Origin of the sequence: Microcoleus sp. FACHB-831 (assembly GCF_014695585.1) — a bacterium.
In the GTDB taxonomy this organism is placed as follows: Bacteria; Cyanobacteriota; Cyanobacteriia; order Cyanobacteriales; family FACHB-T130; genus FACHB-831.
On sequence record NZ_JACJON010000041.1, the window covers coordinates 56714 to 76174 of the forward strand.

Sequence of the window (19461 nt, forward strand, 5' to 3'; positions counted from 1 at the left end):
TACAGCCTTAAAATCTGAAGAGAAGATTCCCAGAATAATAAAGATTGGGTTATGGCAGTAAAAAAAGGCGATTTAGTCCGCGCTATTCGCGAAAAGTTGGAAAATAGTCTGGAAGCACAAGCTAGTGACACGCGCTTTCCGCCTTATATGTTTGAAAGCAAGGGTGAGGTTGTAGACTTGCGAGGTGATTACGCACTCATCAAGTTTGGTCAAGTACCCGCTCCAAACGTCTGGTTGCGTGCCGATCAACTAGAACCTTTTAAGTAATTGCCAATGGCTACGTTCGCAGCGATCGCCCCCCCACCACCATTAAGCACTTAATCGATAGTAACCGCAAGCCCGGACGGAAATTGTCGAATTCATGCAATCGGGGGTTGCTTATTTTTCCCCCGCTTGTGCCCACTGCTTAATGGTAGGGGCAATTTTAAACAACAAATCCCGACTAATTTCCTTGTGCCATACCTCCAAAGCGAATATGGATTGCACGATATTTTTCTCGGCATTCCCTGCCGTTTTGGAGGATATGGTGTTGAAAGCCTATTGGTGATTGAGCCTGAAAGACAGTGAATGCGCCGCGCTTCACATCTGGGCGCAATCAGTTAGGCAGAATATCAAGCGGGCGATCGCCATCCTAGAAAATTAGGTACTAGGGTAGGGACTAGAGAGGGGGAAATAGTTCTGAGTTTTCAATTTTGAGTTTTGAATTAGAGAATTCAACTCAAAACGTGCTACTTGGAGCAGCTAACAAAACCTTAGCGGAGCGTCTCCGGCTCCGCTCAAAACTCTTCTCCCCAATCCCTTAGTTACTTATTTATTAAGAAAACCTTGGATTTGTTTCAAGGCATAGGGAAGAATATTCAACCCAGCCCAGCCTGCTGCTGCGACAACTGGCAGCAGTACGATTAAAACACGCCAATCAAATTCCATCTGAAGTTTCCTCTCTAACGCTTGAAGATTTTTGAACTATTCTCATTTTTTATTTTCAGCCCAACTGGGACAGTTTTCCACATTGACATGGCAATCAATCTGGCTTGGTGAATCCCAAGTCTGTCCCCTTGCCAGCGTGAACTAAGGCTAGCTTCTCGTACCGCATAGCGTGTTCTATGAGTTCAGCCGCCTCTTCAGGAGAAACATCGCGCAGTCGCTTGGCAGGAACCCCCACCATGAGGGACAAGGGCGGCACGTCTTTGGTCACGACACAGCCAGCACCGATAATACTACCAGCACCTACGCGCACGCCGTCGAGGACAACAGCGCCAATGCCTATAAGACAGCCTCGTTCAATATACGCAGAGTGGATAACGGCGCGATGGCCTACAGTAACATTTTCTTCGAGGATGGTTGGCTTACCCGGATCTCCGTGTAAGATTGCCCCATCCTGAATATTGGTTCGTTGGCCAATTTCGATCAGTTCTACATCTCCGCGCAAGACAGCGCCGTACCAAATGCTGACCCCAAGTGCTAGCTTTACTTGGCCCATAACAACAGCATTCGGCGCGACAAAGGCAGCTAAAGACAGATCGAGATCTGGCCAATAAGATGCAAAGGGGGGGAATGGCTCGTTGAAATTGCTCACACAATGTCCACAGACTTGACAACAGATATAATAAAGCCACTAACGGTGTTGCACAGAATATAGGCCGATACCCACTCAATGATGAATCCAGGCTTGCAGTACCCCATTTTTGGCGCGGAAATTCAGTGCCCCCACTGCCGCCAGACGATTCCGGCCTTGACGCTAACGGACACGTATCTGTGTCCGCGTCATGGTGCTTTTGAGGCAGATCCTAAGACGGGAGAATTGATTCATTTACAATCTGGGCGCCACTGGCGCAGATGGAATGAGGAATGGTATCGGCAGCACACGCATCCGGATGGAATTCGCTTTGAAATCCACGAGGCGTTAGACCGCCTTTATACTCAAGGCTACCGAGCAACTCGGGTGATTATTGCCTGTCGGTATCGAGAATTGATTAGCTCCTACCTAGAACGCAGCACGCCTTGGCGGGGCCAGTCAGAGCCGCCGCGCCCCCGCCTGTATGGTTTGCCTGTAGAGTTTAGCCCAGACCCCTCGCAGGAGCCTTGCTGGGAAGTGATTAATTTCAATTTGGAGAAGGAACCTGGCGTTCCCGTCCGATATCCTTATTTCCGTTTGTTTGAGTAGCGTTCGGAGTCCGGAGTCGAAATTCAAACTCAAAACTCAAACGCGATTTATCGCCTCTCTACAACTCAACCATCAAGTAATGCATCACGCTTCTATTCGCACGGCAAATATTCATCGCGCGATCGCTTTCTACGAACTGTTGGGATTTACTGTCTCGGAACGTTTCACGACTGGCTACACTCTCGCCTGTTGGATGGAAGGGTTGGGAGGGCGCATCGAACTTATCCAAATTCCAGAACCTAAACCAGCACCAGATGCGTTTGAGGATGAGCATTACGTTGGTTACTATCATCTGTCTTTTGATATAACCGAACAAACAGCGGATCTTCCCAACTGGTTAATGTCTTTAAAAGAGCGTTTTGAGGAGGAAGAAAGCCAGAATCCACAGCAGTTACACCCGCTGAAGGTACTTTTAGAGCCTACTCAACAAATGATAGGTTCGCACGTTTACGAAGTTGCTTTTATTGCCGATACGGATGGCTTGCCCCTGGAATTTATCCGCGTTTTACGCTAGGCGCGATCGCTCCTCAATTCTCCGCCAAAATCTCGATCTTCTTTCCTTCAAACTATTCTATAAAGTTTTGTAAAACCTATTGTGTTGTGCAACAGAACATCATAATATAGTAATTGTATTTGTCTGCCCATATACAGCAGTTGAGAAATATGTGGGTTGACGCGCATGGGACGTTTGTCCCGTGCGCGGGGTTCAGAGAAAAGCATTAGATGATGCGTCACGTAGGGTATCAGAAAATAGCATATGAAAGGCGATATTTAGCGCCAATTACTGGCGCGATCGCCTACAGTTAATGCAAAGAAGGAAGATGACGTTTCTGCCTGCGGTGAAAGCGAGTCCAGAGCAAAACGCCACCGAAAATAAGCGTTGAAAGCAGAACAACGCTAGCTCCAGAGGCGATGTCGAAGTAATAGCTGAGGTAGATACCCGCCAAAGCGATCGCTGCTCCCAGAAACCCAGAAATAATCATCATGTAACCAAAGCGATTGCTCAAGAGTCTAGCGATTGAAGCTGGAATTACAACAGCTGAAATAATCAGCGTTACCCCCAAAACATTTAGCGTCGCCACAAGCAAAGTAGCCAGCATCAAAGCAAAAAGAGTATCCATCGCAAAAACGGGGACACCGTGAACCTGAGCAACTTCTCGGTCAAAACACCAGAACAATAAAGGTCGATAAAAGAAGAAAACCAGACCTAAAAGGAAAACAGTAACGCCCAACACTATCCATAAATCTGTTTCCGAAACACCCAGCACATTGCCAAATAAAGCCGCTTCAAAATTCTGGCTGAAGTTGCGAGACTTGCTGATAATCGCCACGCCCAAGGCAAAACTAGCGGTCGTCACAATACCAATAGCAGCATCGGAATATACTTTATTTCCTGTTAGGTATTGAATCAACAAAGCCGCACCAAAGCCCCAAATCCCTGACCCAATATAGAAGTTAAGACCCAAAACATAGCTAAGGACGGCTCCTCCCAAAATAGCGTGGGAAAGTCCGTGAGCAATGTAACTCATGCGGCGAGTTGTAATATAAACCCCCATGACACCGCACAAAAGTCCTGCCAGCATCGCCACAATTAAGGCACGAGTAAAAAATTCGTATTGAAAGGGTTTAAGGAAAAAATCCATAGTTAATTGCTATTTTTTACTAAGCACATTTTTAGTTGTTAGACTACCCACGCGCCTGCTGCTCGCTAACCTAAAAAGGCAGAATTTGAGTTTGCTTTACTTAAGCTTGGAGGTAAATTTTGCTGTAGTTGATGGCGCAGGGAAGTCCCAGCGTTGGCGATTAAAATCCGGTCTTCATGGTGGAAAACTACCATTTCAGCCCCAAACGTTTGCTCTAGGGTAGCAGGAGTCAGAACATCAATAGGTTGACCCTGACAGATCAAGCCGTGATTAAAACACACCACCCAAGGCAGGTGAGTGGCGACTGAGTTGAGGTCGTGGGTGGAGAGTAGTACTGTTAAGCCTTGCTGGTTCAACTCTGCCAATAGATGCAGAAGTTCGTGCTGAACTCGCAGGTCTGAACTGCTAGTGGGTTCATCTAGAAGAACAATTTCTGGTTCTCCCACAAGGGCACGAGCCAGAAAAACCCTTTGCTGTTGCCCCCCCGATAGTTCCCCGATGGGTTGATGGGCGATATGCTCAACACCGACGCGAGCTAGCAGTTCCCGGGCAGCAATGCGATCGCGTCTAGAAGCCCAAGGCCAAATTTTCTGCTGTTTGTAACGCCCCATCATTACCACTTCTTCCGCAGTGACGGGAAAATTCCAGTCTACCGTTTCCACTTGGGGCACGTAGCCGACTCCCGGCGGCGGTTCACCTGGCTTTAACCGCTTCCCTCGAAACCAAACCTCGCCAGCCCAAGGATGAACTAACCCTAAAATTGCCTTTAGCAAGGTGCTTTTCCCACTTCCTGACGGCCCCACTAAGCCAGACAGTTGACCGGGGTAAAGGCTTAGATTCACTCTTGTAAACACTGGTTGTGTCTGGTAGCCACACGCGAGGTTTTTAATTTCTAGCAGATGTTCCATTCTTGTTATTAGTTAGTATTTACTAGCTATTGGTTTTAGTTAGCAGTTAGCCTAATTTGTTAGTAGTTATCTATCGGTTAGCAAGGCTAAAATTAACTGCTAACAACCAATTAGCTATGGCGTTGTTGTGGGGCTAGTAGTTGCAGTGGGAGTGACCGTTGCTGCTGGGCTAGGGTTAAGTGTCGCACTTGGAGTGACCGTTGCTGTTGGGCTAGGGCTAAGTGTCGCACTTGGAGTGACCGTTGCCGTTGGGCTAGGGCTAAGTGTCGCACTTGGAGTGACCGTTGCTGTTGGGCCTACCACATTAGCAGTGTTGAGAGTGTCAACCAGCTTTGGGTTGCCCCCTAAATTACTAGCGATAATTCTCAGGTTGTTAGCCATCATGCCAATATAGGTATGCTCTGGATTAGTGTTTTCCATTGCATTTGCTGAACCTTGGCCTGGTAGTTCATCATCAGCAGTATTAGCTGTTTTCACCTTTGCTTCGCGGGCAATTTGTTCTTCTACCTTGCTGGGGTATACCTCAGAGCCAAAAATGGCAGGCACGCCTGTTTTACGAACTTGATCGATGAGGTTTCCTACATCTTTAGCGGAAGGCTCTTGAAAATCTGCTGGTTGGATAGCACCAATTACATCAAAGCCATATTCTCTCGCCCAATAAGCCCAAGAATCGTGATAGGTGAGTAGCTTGCGGTTTTTAGCGGGAATGCTCTGGACAACTGCTCTTGTGACTTTATCGAGTTCATCAAGTCGTTGCAGGTACTTTTGCAGATTGGTGGCATAGTAATCCTTGCCAGCAGGGTCTAACTCTGTTAGCTGTTGGGCGGCTAATTTGGCGTAAGCTCCAGCATATTTGGGGTTTACCCAAAGGTGAGGATTTGGGTCTCCCTTTTCTTTGGGAAAGCTGAAGTCAAACATCCATTGGTCTTTGGTGATGGTGTTATCACCAAGTTGATAGATTTTGGTGTCTTGGGGTTTAGAGGAATTTGCCAGCTTTTGCGTAGGCACTTCTAAGCTAAGACCGTTGACCATAATCAGTTTGGCCTTAGATAGCAGATCCGCATCGCTTGGACGAGGCTCGAAGGTGTGAGAGTCAGTACCTTCTGGAATAACACCCTTAACATCGACGCGATCGCCTGCAATGTTGCTGACTATATTGGTTATGGGGGCCACCGTCGTCACTACTAATGGCTTGCCTTGGGTTTGGCTTGCTCCTGTTTGTCCAGGCGTACTCGTTGGCTGTGTGGTAGGTGATACAGTAGCATCCGGGGTGGCTGAGGGGCTGGGGGACACTGCTGTGTTTTCATTAGCACCGCAAGCGACAATTAGGAAGCTCAGTGCTACCAGCAATGTAGAGATCTTCATCATTAGCGGTCAATCATCTATATGTAAACGTATCTAAATAGAAGTAGAGCTTGTCTCGGCGTGAAGATACTATGCCCCATACGGGCATTTTCGGGCAATTTTTAGATTTTCTTCAACAAAATCCGTCTGGAGTAGCAAGTACTCATCTTAGAGTCCTGAAATCTTACTCCCAAGGACGTATTTTTCTGTTTTCAAAATTGGATGCCCCAAACCCAATTTGGTATAAATGAAGCGCTGTATACTTTTTAGCCTAGTGGTGATGTGTTGTCTAGGCGCTCGTTAATTTCAGGCTGTGCTGCTACCCTCGGTGTATTCGCTTATACCACCAGCCAGACCCTATTGTTAAATTTTCCAAAATGTTAATGTTAGTTTCATGCCTTTTTTAGCCATTTTGCGTCGCTATAGCCTTTTGGTTTTGCTGTTTGGCCTCGGCCTTAGTGTCGTGCTATTTTCCACGCCACCAGGTAATTATACTCACTTAATTGCAGGTCGCGTGTCGTCTTCGGCTGCTCCTTACCCGCAAAAAAACTTGAGCGCTCAAAAATTACGAATTACAAGCCAGAAGTCATCGAACGGCGATTTATCCTCTGCTTCGGGGCGATCGCTCACCCAAAACGTCGTCAAGACTATTCTTGATAACGGGATGACTGTCCTGACAAAGGAAGTGCATACGGCACCTGTAGTGAGCGTACAAGTGTGGTACAAAGTCGGTTCGCGCAACGAAGCGGTGGGGGTAAATGGTATTGCTCACCAGCTAGAACATATGCTCTTTAAAGGCACCACTAGCCGCCCAATTCAATTCGGGCGTCTTTTTAGTGCTTTGGGCAGCGACGCAAATGCCTTCACAAGCTACGACCAAACGGCTTACTTTGCGACAGTAGAGCGAGAAAAGCTGTTAAGTCTGCTGGTGTTGGAAGCAGACAGAATGCAAAATTCCCGCATAGATGCCGCAAGTCTGGCAAGTGAAAAACGAGTAGTAATTTCCGAGTTGCAGGGATACGAAAACAGCCCCGACTACAGACTAAATCGTGCTGTAATGCGAGCCGCCTTTCCCGATCGAGCTTATGGGTTGCCTGTAGGTGGAACAAAGGCAGATGTGCAGAAGTTTACAGTTGAGCAGGTACGCGATTACTACCGTAAATACTACAGCCCTAACAACGCAACTTTAGTTATTGTGGGGGATTTTCAAACGGAACCGACGCTAAAGGTTGTAAAAGAAATTTTTGGCAATATTAAAGGATTGGGACCTAGCGCCGATAGAGAAAAGGAACTGGGAGAAAAACCCCAATCAAAAATCAAAAATCAAAAATCCCCAACCGCAAATATTATTTTGCGAGAGCCAGGAAGTGCGGCACTTTTCGAGGTTGTGTATCCCTTACCCTCGATCGCTCATTCCGACGTACCAGCGTTGGATGTAATGGACTTCATTCTCACCGAGGGGCGGAATTCTAGACTGTATCAAGTTTTAGTAGAATCCGGCATTGCCTCAGAAGTAAGCGCTGATGCGTCTAGCTTGCTCGATGGGGGTTGGTACGATGTGTCGGCGACGGCGGCACCTGGGCAGGAATTGACAAAGCTAGAGCAGGTATTTGAAGAAGCGATCGCCAAGTTGCGCGATCGCGGCATAACACAAGAAGAATTGCACCGGGCAAAGGCAAAACTCTCAGCTAGTGCGATTTTGCAGAACAGAGATATCGTTAGTCAGGGGATGCAGCTAGGCTATGACCACACAACAGCGGGAGATTATCGCTACAGCGATCGCTACCTTGCAGGCGTCGAGAAAGTAACCGCCGCAGATGTTCAGCGGGTAGCGAGAACCTATCTGAATAAAGTTAATCGCACTATTGGCTTTTTTGAGCCGACCCAAGAATCTGGCCAAACCAGTCCGGCTGGTAAGGCTTCTGCTCAAACTACCGAAAAGTTTAATCTAGGGCCGCCAGTAGATCCAGCTGAGGTGAGCGCGTACCTACCCCAAGTGGATGGAGAGGCAAAAAACCTTGACGCCGATCGACCAAGCGCAGCGATCGCGCCGCCCCCACTATTGCCTGAGAAGGTACGCTTATCAAATGGTTTGGTAGTATTGCTCATGCCCGACAAAAGTACCCCGACGGTGACGTTGAGTGGTTTCGTCAGGGCTGGTACTGAATTTGACCGACCGGAGGTTGCTGGCGTTGCCAACCTAACGGCGGCCAATTTGATGAATGGAACCGCAACAAAAGATGCTCATACCCTAAGTAAGGTTTTAGAAGATATAGGGGCTAGCTTGGATTTTGAGGTATCCCGTGAGGGTGTAATTATTGATGGCAACAGCCTGAGTGCAGATCTGCCCGCATTAATAGAGACGCTGGCTGACGTGCTGCAAAATGCAAGTTTTCCCCTCGATCAGCTGGAATTAATCCGTCAACAAAATTTAACCGCTTTAAGAGAAGAGTTAGATACTCCCCAAAATGTTGCGGAACAGACGTTTCAGCAGGCGGTTTACCCTAAAGACCATCCATTCCATGTTTTTCCCACCCCAGAAAGTTTGAAGCGCGTTACCCGTAAGGATGTGGTGGCGTTTAAGCAAAAGCACTACCGACCTGATACGACCGTGCTGACGCTAGTGGGAGACTTTGAACCTTCACAGGCGCGATCGCTTATCGAAACCTCTTTTAGGAAGTGGAAAGCAAAGGGCAAACCACCGACGCTTGATTTTCCCCCCGTCCCATCACCGCCGAAACTGGTTCAGCTTAACCCTATCCTCCCTGGTAAAGCTCAATCAATTACATATCTGGGCTACAACGGCATCGACCGACAAGATAGGCGATACTATGCAGCAACGGTGCTGAATCAGATTCTAGGTGGCGACACGTTATCGAGTCGGCTGGGCAATGAAATCCGCGATCGCCAAGGGTTGACATACGGGATATATAGTTATTTCCAAGCGGGAATTAATGCAGGTTTGTTTTTAATTCAAATGCAGACAGCGCCGGAAGACAGCCAACGCGCGATCGCCAGTACTGTCGAATTGTTAAGGCAGTTGCACGTCAAGGGAGTGCGAGAGGATGAAGTAGCAGCAGCAAAGCAAGCGATCGCCAGCCGCTATCCTATTTCCCTCATCAATCCAGACGATTTAGCCCAGACGATTTTAATGAACGAAGTTTATGGCTTAGATACGGCAGAACTCAGACAGTTTACCGATAAAATTCAGGCTGTTACTTTGGCTGATGTACGCGGGGCTGCGTCTGATTTGCTTTATCCCGATAATCTGGTAGTAGTTACAGCAGGGCCACCTGTATCAGCATCCCGTTAAATCAGCCTGCGTTGCCCGATAGCGGGACATATAGAAGCTGGGATGACAGGAGCGATCGCTATTTCTGCCTCTGAGTAGCAAGTTTACATTCATCGACAGGGTAAACTGCTATTTCCCAATATCTACAAGTGAGGTTAAGGAATTGTACATAGCACAGCAATTCGAGGAGCAATTCGAGCTTTTGCTAACCATTGAAGATCAAAAGGGAAGGAGGCAGTGTCCTCTAGAAAGAGATGTCTATTCAATCGGCAGCCATAGAGACTGCGATATTCGCCTCTGCTCACAATTTGTTAGCAAACATCACGCAATTTTAGTACGCAATCCCCCTGGAGACGTCTCTTATTATCGAATTTCGGACGGCGACTTAGACGGTAATCCTAGTGCTAATGGATTGCTCATTAACGGGCGAAAACGTCAATCTTACGATTTGCAAGATAAAGATGAGATTCTTTTTGGCCCCCAGGTACGCCTGATATATTATGTTGTTAAAAAGCTTGCTGATTAGTTGAATATAACTGTTAAGTTAACGCTATTTGAATGGAGGAATAGAGGAGGAATTATCTATTCATAATAGCCCTCTAACCCGTCAGGTTAGAGGGTTATTATCACGCTTTAAGCAAGCGAACTACCCTCACCCGCGTAGTCATTAGCCGACATCAGCCGCCATTTAGTATCTCCCTCTAATTCCAGAACCTGCTGGTGATAATTCACCAAACTGGGGCGATGTCCTACGCTGATATATGTGGTGTCTGACTCTTGCAATTGTTGGTAAAGACGGGCTTCGTTTTTGATATCCAAAGCACTCGTGGCTTCATCTAAAATTGCATAGCGAGGTTTGGTTAGCAGCAGTCGCGCAAATGCTAATCGCTGTTGTTCGCCCAAAGATAAAACATCAGCCCAGTCTAAGACTGCATCAAAACCGCCGACTCTTTCTGGTAAGTCTGCCAAGTTTACTTGTTTCAAGACGCTGTATAGTTCTTCTTCCTTCACCTCGCGCTCAATGTTGGGATATAACAGCTGACTGCGGAGGGAACCCAAAATCATGTAGGGACGCTGCGGCAAAAACAGCATTTCCTCTAGTTTAGGTCGCACCAGGCGACCAGTACCAGCATTCCACAAACCAGCGATCGCTCTTAGTAACGAACTCTTACCAGCACCGCTTTGTCCCACAATTAATAGCCCTTCACCCGGTTGTACCGCTAATGAAAGATCGCTAATCAAAGTTTTTTGAGACTTTGGTGTATTCAGAGTAATATGTTCGAGTGACACTTGAGAATCGACAACAGTATCAATCATTGTTACTCCAGATTTATCGGTTGCTGTTTTAACTTCCAAAGAATCTGTAAATGTAGCCAAACGATTAATACCAGCAGCAAAAGCACTAAGCCGATCGATCTCGCTTACAACCAAAGACAATGCCTCTAAAACTTGGCTGAAAGCAAAGCCAGCTTGGATAATGTCTCCATACTTTATCTTACCCTCAAAATATATACCTGAAAGAATTAATGAAGGTAAAATAACTACAGCATAGCCATACCCTCTGGTGAAATAACGAAGATTTCGCTGCCAACCGATTAGCAAATTGAAGTTTTGCAATGCTTCAATAAATCGCCGCTTTACTTGAATGGACTCCTGCTGTTCGCCACGATAAAACGCAATCGCTTCCGCGTTGTCCCGGACATGAACTAAGCCATAGCGAAAGTCCGCTTCGCGTCTTAGTTGATTGAAGTTTAGAGTAATTAATCTTCTGCCAAAATAAGCGGTAACAGCAGTTCCGAAGGTAGCGTAAACCACGAGAAAAATGGAAAGACCCTTAGAAATCGACCAAAGAATTCCTGTAAAAGAAACAATGTCAATTATAGCTCCCAAGATGATTAATAAAAAAGATAAACTCGTGGTAGTAAAAGATTTGATATCTTCAGATATTCGCTGGTCGGGGTTGTCAATTGTATGATCTGAGTTGATTTCGTAATAAGCCCGGTTCGCAAAATATTTATCGAAAAAAGTATTGGTCAGCCACTCTCGCCAGTAAAGCCCCAGCTTGTCTTGGATGTAGCGGTAAATTACTACAATGGGAGTACCTACTACAAAGACAGAAGCATAGACAAACAAAAAGCGTAAGAAAGCAGGCTTATCTTTCTCAGCTAGAGCTGTAGTAAAATAATTAGCGACATAGCTAATAATTACGTTTAGTCCGCTAACTGATATCGCTAAAAATAGCAACAAAGCCAATATTGCCCATTGCTGCCAACGTGGGAGCAACTTACTTCTAAAGTAGAAGAATACACCCAGGGGGACGATTAGCATTAGAGCAACTAAACCAATAAATGGCGAGTTGATAATCGATTTAAGTAATTTGGCTAACCCTTCAGCAATACTGTTGAAAAAATCAGGAGCAATAGCTTGAGTCCCCAAGCTTACGATGCTGACCAGCACAAACATAGCAGCGAAGAGAAATACCAGTAGCAGCAGCAGTAATACTAGAAAAACTTTACTGCTGCGGCGTTCGATTGGATAAAAGTAAGGTTGTGCAATGGACAAAAATCGCTTCCACAACTGAAAGTCAAATTTATTCATGGTTAACTAATAAAAAAAGAAAAGGTTGCTCGAAGAAAATATTCCCAGCGCGTGCCGCCTATAACAATAATTAACGCACCCTAACGCTTACCTGCCGGATAGTTTGAGTATGCGATACCTACCTATCAAGCAGATTTAGCCATAAGGACGGGGTGGCGGTAGCGTCAGCGAAGCCCTAGGCATTAGCCGTTAGCGCGTGCGTATAGGGGTGCAATCTAAGGTAGCTTAAGATAGAAATACTAAACAAACTCTGTCGGTCGCGTGGGACGCCCGATGCATATGTCCTCGTCAAGCCGCAATGCACTCGTGAATGCAGTCGGGCGTCCGTGAAGCCTAATGATTTTACGGTGGAATTTATCAAAGAGCGCTTGTCGAATCCCATAACCCTGTTGATATCCTAAACGTAGCCATCTCTAGATTTCCATGAACATTTTCAGCAATCTGCTTTCCCAACCATCTCAGCCCCCCCGCGAGAAAAAACAACGTCGAGGTATTGAAATTAAGTCGCAGCGCGAAATTGAAATTATGCGCGGGGCGGCGAAAATTGTAGCGACGGTGCTGAAAGAAATTTCCCAGATGGTGCAGCCGGGAATGACAACAGCGGATTTAGACGCCTATGCAGAAAAGCGCATCCGAGAAATGGGCGCAACGCCAAGCTTTAAAGGCTATCACGGTTTCCCCGGCTCTATTTGCTCTAGCATCAACAACGAAGTTGTGCATGGCATCCCTAGCCCCAAAAAGGTGATTCGCACGGGCGATGTCTTGAAAGTTGATACTGGTGCTTATTTTCAAGGGTTTCATGGCGACTCGTGCATCACCATTGCAGTTGGTGATGTGACGCCCGATGCGGCTAAGCTTATTCGCGTGGCAGAAGAAGCTCTCTACAAGGGAATCGAGCAAGTTAAAGCTGGAGCCTACTTGTTGGATCTTGCTGGTGCGATTCAAGACCATGTGGTAGCCAATGGCTTTAGTATAGTCGAGGACTTTACGGGGCACGGCGTCGGTCGCAATCTGCACGAAGAACCCTCTGTGTTCAACTTCCGCACTCGGGAAATGCCTAATGTTAAGTTAAGGGCTGGGATGACGTTGGCAATTGAACCAATTTTGAATCAGGGATCTCGGTTCACCCGCACGTTAGCAGATAAGTGGACGGCGGTAACGGTGGATAACTCCCTCTCGGCTCAGTTTGAGCATACCGTGTTGGTGACAGAGGACGGCTACGAGATTTTAACCGATCGCTCTAAGGTTTAAGGCGATCGCGCGGGGGCTACAAATCATAGGCTACTGCTACTAACAAGCCCGCGCCAGCGGGCTTTAAACTTTCTCCCCTAAAGTTTAAGAACAGTTCAGACAGTGACAGTAAATAAAGTGTCTATCAAAGTTATGGCTTGGTGCAGCGATCGCGTGACCTGAACAACGCTTCCCATAGGACAATCCAGTAAACTGTCAATTACGAGTTCCATCGCGATCGCCTATAGCTTAGGCTTTGATGGCAAGTGAAATATCAGGTGCTTCAACTCGATGAGTACCACATCAGACGATGAGCCGAAGTCGCGAAGATCGCGCGACACGACTGGGCTAATACTGCCACCACTTACAGACGCGACGATCCAGCGTGCTAGAGAAGGGCTTGCGGCTGCACGCGATCGCGATGCCCAATCGATTGCTAGAGAAGCCCTCGATAATGCTGAAGCTATTGTTAAAGGAAGTGGAGAGCGCCGCATCAGTGGCTTAGTGCGTCGCTTGGTGTTGCGATCGCTCATCCACACACTCTTTCGGGTAAAAGTTGAGAACCCCGAACGCATTCCCACTGGTGCTGCTATGTTAGCGCCAAACCATCTCAGCCACTTCGATCCGTTGCTCATTTTGTCTGAAGTACCTGCAAGTCCCTACTACTACATTTTGGGCGACGCACGCAGTCTATATAACAAGTGGTGGAAGCGGCAAATCCTGCGCCTGAGCGGGGGAGTTATCCCCCTAGCTCGCATTTGGAAAGAAGAAATTGCTGTCCTTGAGGGTGCGTTGTCCGGACGCGACGATCTCGCTGAGTTGGCGTCTGCAATCGAGCAGGATGTCCCCGATGGCAGTTCGATCGAGGCACTGCGACAGCTAGATCGCATAACTCAGAGTATCTTTACTCGCGGCGATGGGATTATCATCTTTCCAGAGGGCGGCTTGGGGACTGTTGAGGGGAGCCTGCGCCTACCCCTAAAGCGCGGCGCTGTCATCTATGCCCTGCGTGCTGGGGTTCCCATTGTGCCTGTCGGGATTATTGGTACGCAAGATTTATATTTCAGGAAGCAATTGACGCTCCGTTTTGGCGAACCATTGATTTTCCCGCGAGACTCCTACGGAGACGCTACGCGAACGCCCAGACCAAAACCACGCGAAGTGCAAGCGGCGCTAGACGCCGTGCAAGATGCCTTAATGGATTTATTGGCCAAAGATCGTCGCCAACCAAATGAGTTTAAGTTGGGGAATTACTTCCTCAACCATATGCTTTGGTGAACCAATTGATTTTTGTTCGTTGTGCATTGTTAATAGTTTGCGCTTCAAAAGCCATGAGCTATTAACCATGAACCATCAACCATGAGCCATGACCAATACCAAAAATGAATAAAATTGATTTAGCTTTTACCCCAGCTCTAGAACAAGCGCGGTTGATCCGCACTAAAGAAGTTTCGCCCATTGAGTTAGTGGAACTTTACCTGGAACGCATTCAGCAATTAGATCCCCAATTGGGTAGCTATTTTACGGTAATAGCAGATAAAGCTCTTGCAGATGCCAAAGCCAAGACTGAAGCGTTAGCAGGCGACATTCCAGAATTGCCGCCTTTTTTTGGCGTGCCGATTTCCATCAAAGACCTCAACCCAGTTGCCGATGTCCGCTGCACCTACGGTTCGCCAGTTCTGATGGATAAAATAGCCACCCACGATGATGCCGTAGTGACGCGAATTAAGCACGCCGGCTTCATTATTTTGGGTAAAACTGCGGCTTCCGAGCTGGGATCTTTGCCATACACAGAACCAGTTGGTTTTCCACCCGCACGAAATCCCTGGAATTTGGACTATACACCAGGGGGGTCGAGTGGGGGTGCGGCTGCATCGCTAGCGGCAGGATTGTGCGCGATCGCTCAAGGTTCTGATGGCGGCGGCTCAATTCGCGGCCCCGCTTTCTGTTGCGGGCTGGTGGGCATTAAACCAGCCAGAGGTCGCGTCTCGTATGCCCCTGTAGGTGATTATCTCAATGGCATTGCCACTAATGGCCCTCTAGGTCGTACCGTTGCAGATGCGGCGGCGCTACTCGATGTCATGTCGGGCTATGTCACGGGCGACCCCTACTGGTTGCCTAATCCAGAGAAGCCGTTTATAGCCGCTGCACAACAGCCCCCAGCTGCCCTGCGGGTGGCTTTTTCGACATCAATCCCCCCGGTCGGTGATGCCCATGAGGTGTGTCAGCAAGCCGTCCTAGAAACCGTTCAACTCTTGGAAGGAATGGGGCACGTTGTCGAACAGGCTTGCCCGGATTTCAACGGATTGATTGAACCTTTTGTTAAGATTTGGCAGGCAGGTGCAGTAGCACCAGGGATTCCCCCCCAAGTACTCAGCCCGATGAATCGCTGGAATGCCGAGCAATCTGCTTCAGCTGGCCAATACTTGCAAGCGGTTGCTCAGATGCAAATTGTGTCGCGGCAGATTGTGGGATTTTTTAATAATTATGATGCCCTCGTGCTGCCAGTTTATATGCATCCGCAGATTCGCATTGGCGAGTACGCTGACCTAAGTCCTGAAGAGACACTGCAAAAGATAATTTTTTGGGTAGCGCCCTGTCCGCCGTTTAATGCTAGCGGATTGCCGAGCATAGCAATTCCTACAGGATTCGATTCCACTACGGGCTTACCTGTCGGCGTCCAGATTGTCGGGCGTCCTGCTGCTGAAGCCACGCTAATCGCTATTGCTGCACAGCTGGAAGCCGCGAAACCTTGGATTCAGCATCGCCCCGCTTTCGCTTTGGGATGAAGAAGGTTAAACCGCAGAGAGTAGGGTGGGCACTGCCCACCTTACTGTTATTGCTGATTTTCCCGTTTGGCTTGCGACTTTAGCATTCTTGCTTTCAATCGCGCATTTCTCTCGGCGATGTCATCTCTGCCTTGATACCAGGGCGGAATATCGTCGTAGTGAGGCGTACCGTCATCGATTGTATAGCGGGCTTCTGGATTTTTATCGCCAATGCGCTGTCAGCTATACAGACTTTTGGAGTGCTTATCAAATAGTTTTTTCTACAAAAAGATACAAGTCAGTATCCAAGGCTACTGGCAAAAAGAACTATAGAGAAAAATTTCCTAATACGATCAGACAAATAATATCCCGCTTGGTAAGAAAAACTCTTTCATTATCTAAAAAAATCTCCAATTATATAAGAGCTATCTGGTATTTTATTCATGAGTATGACACCAGTTTATCTATAGCGTGAAAGGCGTGATTATCATCATTACTATGTAGGGCTACCTCTTCCTGATGAAGTTGAGGATATCCTCGAAAAGAATATTACGAACTTTCCAAATGGTGGATTGACACTACCTCTGTTGGCTGTTTCTCAACCAGCTACAGTCTCACCAGTCATGATCGGAATCGATTACGGTTCCATCCTCCAAAACGAGGTTAGAGACCTTAGTTCCAGTCCAGTCAACATTACTCAAATGCTTGGCACCACTCAGATTGGTGTTACCCAGTTGAGTTTGGGTAATTTCGGCATACAGCAAATCAGCACCACTCATATTAGTATCTCTCAATTCGACAGCAGCCAGGGAAGCCTTGGTCAAATCAGCCCTACAAAAATTAGCGCTGGTGAGGTTGCAGAGATCCAATGTGGCACGAGTCAAGTTGGCATTGCTGAAATCAGCTCCACTCAAATTGGCACCAGCCAAAATAGTACCACTGAGATCGGCACCACTCAAATTGATTCCACTCAGGTCAATATCAACAAAAATATCTTCCGCCGGATTAGATCCACTGATATTCGCACCTCTGAGATTGAGTCCAGCAAAATTTCTCTCCCCAGCAGCGTAACGTCTTCTCAATTCTTCGCCGTCCATAACCCATCTCCGTAGAGGATGCAGAAGGTGGGCACTGCCAACCTTACTGTTACTGCTGATTCTCCCGCTTGGCTTGCGACTTTAGCATTCTTGCTTTCAATCGCGCATTTCTCTCGGCGATGTCATCTCTGCCTTGATACCAGGGCGGAATATCGTCGTAATGAGGCGTACCATCATCGATTGTATAGCGGGCTTCTGGATTTTTTGGATAGCCAGCGGCGATCGCGCCTACACAAATAACAAATAAGACGGTTTCTGGCGCTGCCTTAAGTGCCCTTCTAGCCTGTGGAGAAACTCTTACCAAATCCCCTCTCTCGATTGGCACAAGTTCCCCATCAATTAGCATTGTGCCTTGTCCCTCAATGACGATATAAACTTCTTCCTGTTCGGCGTGGCTGTGAGTGAAGGTATAGCCTTCGTCTGGTGGCAATTGAATCAGTCCGATGCCTACAGCATGCAAATTTAGCTGTCGGCGCGGACTGGTTAGATAAGGTAAGCCCTCGAAGTCGAAGTGGGCTTTTGTAAAGCTTTCGTGGCTCTCCCGATCTTTGTTCATTGCCTCTTTCTCATTTTAATTTCTGCAAGCTTTACCGCTAGGTGTTGCATCAGGATAGAAGGTAACTATCGCGCTTTTATCTTTGACAAAAACAGCTTTGTAAGATGCTTGTCCATCCTGTATGGGCAGAAGGCAAGCCCCCTGAGCATTTCCTTGCGCGTTAAATGCTTTAGTTGCATTTAAAAGAATTTCTTTAGCATCAAGTCCAAGGGCATAACCTTTGCGATCGTCGCGCACAGTTTGACTGCCGTTTTTGATAACTACACCCAGCGTATAAATTTGGCCAGGAATTACCTCTTCTTTCCCTAAGTTTTGGGGTAAACGTCCGGCGATTCCCTGCTGTTGCAGTTGTAGATATCTGCCAGCAAAATGCAATCCGCCAATTTTCTGCGAACCATCTAATTCACCGCAAAAGATATGCTCAAAACCTTCACGTTGAGACCAAACAGCTGTTAGATCGTCCAAAAATTCTGCCTCTGTAGTCCGAACTGGACGCAGTTTACCGCCTACAGCCTGCTTGATTTCGCGCAGCACATCTGGGTTATCTGCCATCAATTGTTTGAAATCTCTTGCGTTGACTTTACTGCCGATTGTTCCGCAGGTTTTCAGCACAGCTTGGTCCAAGGCATTCAGTTGTGGTGGCGGCGGTGTAATGTCTGCTTGTTTATTTCTGGGAAACCCGTGCTGTTCTAGGTTATTAACGTTATCAAAAAATGGCAATAAGGTTGCTTGTGATGTTTCGCCTGGGGAGGCTATGGGTGAAGAGCTAGTTTTAGAAAAAGTGCCGCAGGAGGCGTTAACCCAGCGACGTTCCGGGCTAGCACCAGGTACTTTGATTAAAATAAAGTTTTTCTGTGCAGAGTTGAAGCCAAAGGCTTGATAGCGCTGACCGTTTGAAACTCGGATATTTCCAGGATTCGCGCCGTTGATTGCTCTTTGTGCGGCGCAGGTGCGAGTGGCGGTGAAGGTTCCAGAGGCTGGCGCAGATTGAGCTAAAGCAGCATCTATTGACGCAAAAGTAGTTATGGAAGGGAATGCTAGGGCGGTAGCGATCGCTAGGCTGGGTGCTAGTTTAATCAAAAAATTACGTTTCATAAATTTGAAGGTAAATCAAATGCAATTATGCCCATAATTCAGAGCATATGATGCACCCGATCTTCAAGCGGCTGCTGTCCTATTCCGGATATTTGTTAGTTACGGGTCAAGACAAGTCTGACGCGCGATCGCTCTATTACGCACGGCTTAACCCTATGGCAAGCAACGCGGCGAGCAAAAGCTATTGCTGGGCAAGCATATCAGGTTTGCTCCAAAATTAGCCCATTGAGGTAGGCAGCCCCAATGGGCTAGGTGAGAGGCATTTTCAGCCTTCGGTTGCGTTCCTCAGATGCGGAGGCGACAGATTCAACGGCATGCAAGTCAATGTAACCGAGTTGTTCAGCCTTGAATTAATTTTAGTTGACGATGCGATGTCGATGTTTGCTTAAATAATGATGGAAGTTTTGTCCGTGCTTGATGTTGCACCTCTCAAATATAGTAATAGTTTCATCAATTTGACCATGCTGCAAGGCAAGGCGATCGCTCAGTTAAGGCGCTTGATGGAACCGCCTAGCTGGTGATACCAATCAAGAATTTCGCGTCGTTGTGCCGTTGCGATTTGCTGCACGATCGGGGTTGCTGATGCACCCAGTTAATGAGTTGGTAATTATTTCGATAATTGGCAACCATGCCTGGGTAGGTGGAAATGGCTTATACCATTTCACTTTAAATGTGATACACATAGTTGAGGAAGTGTTATCTTGAAATCTGTCCATGTCAGGTGTAGTAAAAATTAACATTACGGAAGACGCTGAAACTCTTCAGC

The 19461-nt window shown here is 47.2% G+C and carries 19 protein-coding genes; 9 read left to right on the forward strand and 10 right to left on the reverse strand.

Annotated features, from left to right (window positions below; all coding sequences use genetic code 11):
* Positions 1-51 precede the first annotated feature (51 nt).
* Positions 52-267 (forward strand): NAD(P)H-quinone oxidoreductase subunit O, encoded by a 216-nt coding sequence (locus H6F77_RS11390; RefSeq protein ID WP_190488462.1) that lies wholly within the window; start codon positions 52-54, stop codon positions 265-267.
* Positions 268-807: 540 nt separating this feature from the next.
* Here the strand turns inward: H6F77_RS11390 and H6F77_RS11395 are convergent.
* The gene (locus H6F77_RS11395; protein ID WP_190488464.1) at positions 808-927 is read right to left on the reverse strand and encodes a photosystem II protein Y; all 120 of its coding nucleotides are present in this window, start codon (positions 925-927) and stop codon (positions 808-810) included.
* A gap of 94 nt (positions 928-1021) precedes the next feature.
* Positions 1022-1576: a gamma carbonic anhydrase family protein gene (locus H6F77_RS11400; protein ID WP_190488466.1), complete on the reverse strand. Its 555-nt coding sequence runs from the start codon at positions 1574-1576 to the stop codon at positions 1022-1024.
* A 78-nt stretch (positions 1577-1654) separates the two neighbouring features.
* Between H6F77_RS11400 and H6F77_RS11405 the strand changes: the two genes are divergently transcribed.
* Together H6F77_RS11405 and H6F77_RS11410 are read left to right on the forward strand one after the other, a co-directional pair.
* Positions 1655-2164 (forward strand): TIGR02652 family protein, encoded by a 510-nt coding sequence (locus H6F77_RS11405; protein WP_190488468.1) that lies wholly within the window; start codon positions 1655-1657, stop codon positions 2162-2164.
* Positions 2165-2243: 79 nt separating this feature from the next.
* Positions 2244-2678 carry a VOC family protein gene (locus H6F77_RS11410; protein ID WP_190488470.1) on the forward strand — a complete coding sequence of 145 codons (435 nt, stop codon included), beginning with the start codon at positions 2244-2246 and terminating at the stop codon, positions 2676-2678.
* Between the two features lie 289 nt (positions 2679-2967).
* Here H6F77_RS11410 and H6F77_RS11415 read toward each other — a convergent pair whose 3' ends face one another.
* The 3 genes from H6F77_RS11415 to H6F77_RS11425 form a co-directional block, all read right to left on the reverse strand.
* Entirely contained in the window at positions 2968-3807 is an 840-nt protein-coding gene (locus H6F77_RS11415) for a metal ABC transporter permease (RefSeq protein WP_190488471.1), read from the reverse strand.
* Between the two features lie 65 nt (positions 3808-3872).
* Positions 3873-4715 (reverse strand): metal ABC transporter ATP-binding protein, encoded by an 843-nt coding sequence (locus H6F77_RS11420; RefSeq protein WP_190488473.1) that lies wholly within the window; start codon positions 4713-4715, stop codon positions 3873-3875.
* 114 nt (positions 4716-4829) lie between these two features.
* Positions 4830-6083 (reverse strand): metal ABC transporter substrate-binding protein, encoded by a 1254-nt coding sequence (locus tag H6F77_RS11425; protein ID WP_190488475.1) that lies wholly within the window; start codon positions 6081-6083, stop codon positions 4830-4832.
* Positions 6084-6453: 370 nt separating this feature from the next.
* Here H6F77_RS11425 and H6F77_RS11430 point away from each other — a divergent pair, with 370 nt between their 5' ends.
* A complete protein-coding gene (locus H6F77_RS11430) occupies positions 6454-9372 on the forward strand; it encodes a M16 family metallopeptidase (protein WP_190488477.1) in 2919 nt (972 codons plus the stop codon).
* Between the two features lie 142 nt (positions 9373-9514).
* Positions 9515-9877: an FHA domain-containing protein gene (locus H6F77_RS11435; RefSeq protein WP_242022074.1), complete on the forward strand. Its 363-nt coding sequence runs from the start codon at positions 9515-9517 to the stop codon at positions 9875-9877.
* Positions 9878-9984: 107 nt separating this feature from the next.
* On the opposite strand, the gene H6F77_RS11440 is transcribed toward H6F77_RS11435, so the two are convergent.
* Positions 9985-11949 carry an ABC transporter ATP-binding protein/permease gene (locus H6F77_RS11440; protein ID WP_190488479.1) on the reverse strand — a complete coding sequence of 655 codons (1965 nt, stop codon included), beginning with the start codon at positions 11947-11949 and terminating at the stop codon, positions 9985-9987.
* Positions 11950-12372: 423 nt separating this feature from the next.
* On the opposite strand from H6F77_RS11440, the gene map reads away from it, so the two are divergent.
* The 3 genes from map (at position 12373) to H6F77_RS11455 (ending at position 15968) form a co-directional block, all read left to right on the forward strand.
* On the forward strand, positions 12373-13200 hold the full coding sequence (gene map, locus H6F77_RS11445; RefSeq protein WP_190488481.1) for a type I methionyl aminopeptidase: 828 nt from the start codon (positions 12373-12375) through the stop codon (positions 13198-13200).
* A 270-nt stretch (positions 13201-13470) separates the two neighbouring features.
* Positions 13471-14457, forward strand: coding sequence for a lysophospholipid acyltransferase family protein (locus tag H6F77_RS11450; RefSeq protein ID WP_190488483.1), 987 nt, complete (start codon positions 13471-13473; stop codon positions 14455-14457).
* Between the two features lie 104 nt (positions 14458-14561).
* Positions 14562-15968, forward strand: a complete 1407-nt coding sequence (locus H6F77_RS11455; protein WP_190488484.1) for an amidase — start codon at positions 14562-14564, stop codon at positions 15966-15968.
* Positions 15969-16561: 593 nt separating this feature from the next.
* Here the strand turns inward: H6F77_RS11455 and H6F77_RS11460 are convergent.
* Genes H6F77_RS11460 through H6F77_RS11470 form a run of 3 tightly spaced genes read right to left on the reverse strand, consistent with a single transcriptional unit; the run spans position 16562 to position 18695 of the window.
* Positions 16562-17044 (reverse strand): pentapeptide repeat-containing protein, encoded by a 483-nt coding sequence (locus H6F77_RS11460; protein WP_190488486.1) that lies wholly within the window; start codon positions 17042-17044, stop codon positions 16562-16564.
* 49 nt (positions 17045-17093) lie between these two features.
* A complete protein-coding gene (locus H6F77_RS11465) occupies positions 17094-17600 on the reverse strand; it encodes a cupin domain-containing protein (RefSeq protein ID WP_190488488.1) in 507 nt (168 codons plus the stop codon).
* Between the two features lie 15 nt (positions 17601-17615).
* The gene (locus H6F77_RS11470; RefSeq protein WP_190488490.1) at positions 17616-18695 is read right to left on the reverse strand and encodes an EndoU domain-containing protein; all 1080 of its coding nucleotides are present in this window, start codon (positions 18693-18695) and stop codon (positions 17616-17618) included.
* Positions 18696-19087: 392 nt separating this feature from the next.
* Between H6F77_RS11470 and H6F77_RS28355 the strand changes: the two genes are divergently transcribed.
* Positions 19088-19216, forward strand: coding sequence for a hypothetical protein (locus tag H6F77_RS28355; RefSeq protein WP_255515725.1), 129 nt, complete (start codon positions 19088-19090; stop codon positions 19214-19216).
* Positions 19217-19222: 6 nt separating this feature from the next.
* On the opposite strand, the gene H6F77_RS11475 is transcribed toward H6F77_RS28355, so the two are convergent.
* On the reverse strand, positions 19223-19411 hold the full coding sequence (locus H6F77_RS11475) for a hypothetical protein (protein WP_190488492.1): 189 nt from the start codon (positions 19409-19411) through the stop codon (positions 19223-19225).
* Between the last annotated feature and the right edge of the window lie 50 nt (positions 19412-19461).

What these genes read in the sequence shown, in the direction of transcription:
- H6F77_RS11465 (WP_190488488.1), bottom strand. Translation starts at nt 17,600, where the DNA reads ATGAACAAAGATCGGGAGAGCCACGAAAGCTTTACAAAAGCCCACTTC.
- map (WP_190488481.1), top strand. Translation starts at nt 12,373, where the DNA reads ATGAACATTTTCAGCAATCTGCTTTCCCAACCATCTCAGCCCCCCCGC.
- H6F77_RS11455 (WP_190488484.1), top strand. Translation starts at nt 14,562, where the DNA reads ATGAATAAAATTGATTTAGCTTTTACCCCAGCTCTAGAACAAGCGCGG.
- H6F77_RS11395 (WP_190488464.1), bottom strand. Translation starts at nt 927, where the DNA reads ATGGAATTTGATTGGCGTGTTTTAATCGTACTGCTGCCAGTTGTCGCA.
- H6F77_RS11470 (WP_190488490.1), bottom strand. Translation starts at nt 18,695, where the DNA reads ATGAAACGTAATTTTTTGATTAAACTAGCACCCAGCCTAGCGATCGCT.
- H6F77_RS11390 (WP_190488462.1), top strand. Translation starts at nt 52, where the DNA reads ATGGCAGTAAAAAAAGGCGATTTAGTCCGCGCTATTCGCGAAAAGTTG.
- H6F77_RS11440 (WP_190488479.1), bottom strand. Translation starts at nt 11,949, where the DNA reads ATGAATAAATTTGACTTTCAGTTGTGGAAGCGATTTTTGTCCATTGCA.
- H6F77_RS11410 (WP_190488470.1), top strand. Translation starts at nt 2,244, where the DNA reads ATGCATCACGCTTCTATTCGCACGGCAAATATTCATCGCGCGATCGCT.
- H6F77_RS11425 (WP_190488475.1), bottom strand. Translation starts at nt 6,083, where the DNA reads ATGATGAAGATCTCTACATTGCTGGTAGCACTGAGCTTCCTAATTGTC.
- H6F77_RS11405 (WP_190488468.1), top strand. Translation starts at nt 1,655, where the DNA reads ATGATGAATCCAGGCTTGCAGTACCCCATTTTTGGCGCGGAAATTCAG.
- H6F77_RS11450 (WP_190488483.1), top strand. Translation starts at nt 13,471, where the DNA reads ATGAGTACCACATCAGACGATGAGCCGAAGTCGCGAAGATCGCGCGAC.
- H6F77_RS11475 (WP_190488492.1), bottom strand. Translation starts at nt 19,411, where the DNA reads ATGGACAGATTTCAAGATAACACTTCCTCAACTATGTGTATCACATTT.
- H6F77_RS28355 (WP_255515725.1), top strand. Translation starts at nt 19,088, where the DNA reads ATGATGGAAGTTTTGTCCGTGCTTGATGTTGCACCTCTCAAATATAGT.
- H6F77_RS11430 (WP_190488477.1), top strand. Translation starts at nt 6,454, where the DNA reads ATGCCTTTTTTAGCCATTTTGCGTCGCTATAGCCTTTTGGTTTTGCTG.
- H6F77_RS11420 (WP_190488473.1), bottom strand. Translation starts at nt 4,715, where the DNA reads ATGGAACATCTGCTAGAAATTAAAAACCTCGCGTGTGGCTACCAGACA.
- H6F77_RS11415 (WP_190488471.1), bottom strand. Translation starts at nt 3,807, where the DNA reads ATGGATTTTTTCCTTAAACCCTTTCAATACGAATTTTTTACTCGTGCC.
- H6F77_RS11460 (WP_190488486.1), bottom strand. Translation starts at nt 17,044, where the DNA reads ATGGACGGCGAAGAATTGAGAAGACGTTACGCTGCTGGGGAGAGAAAT.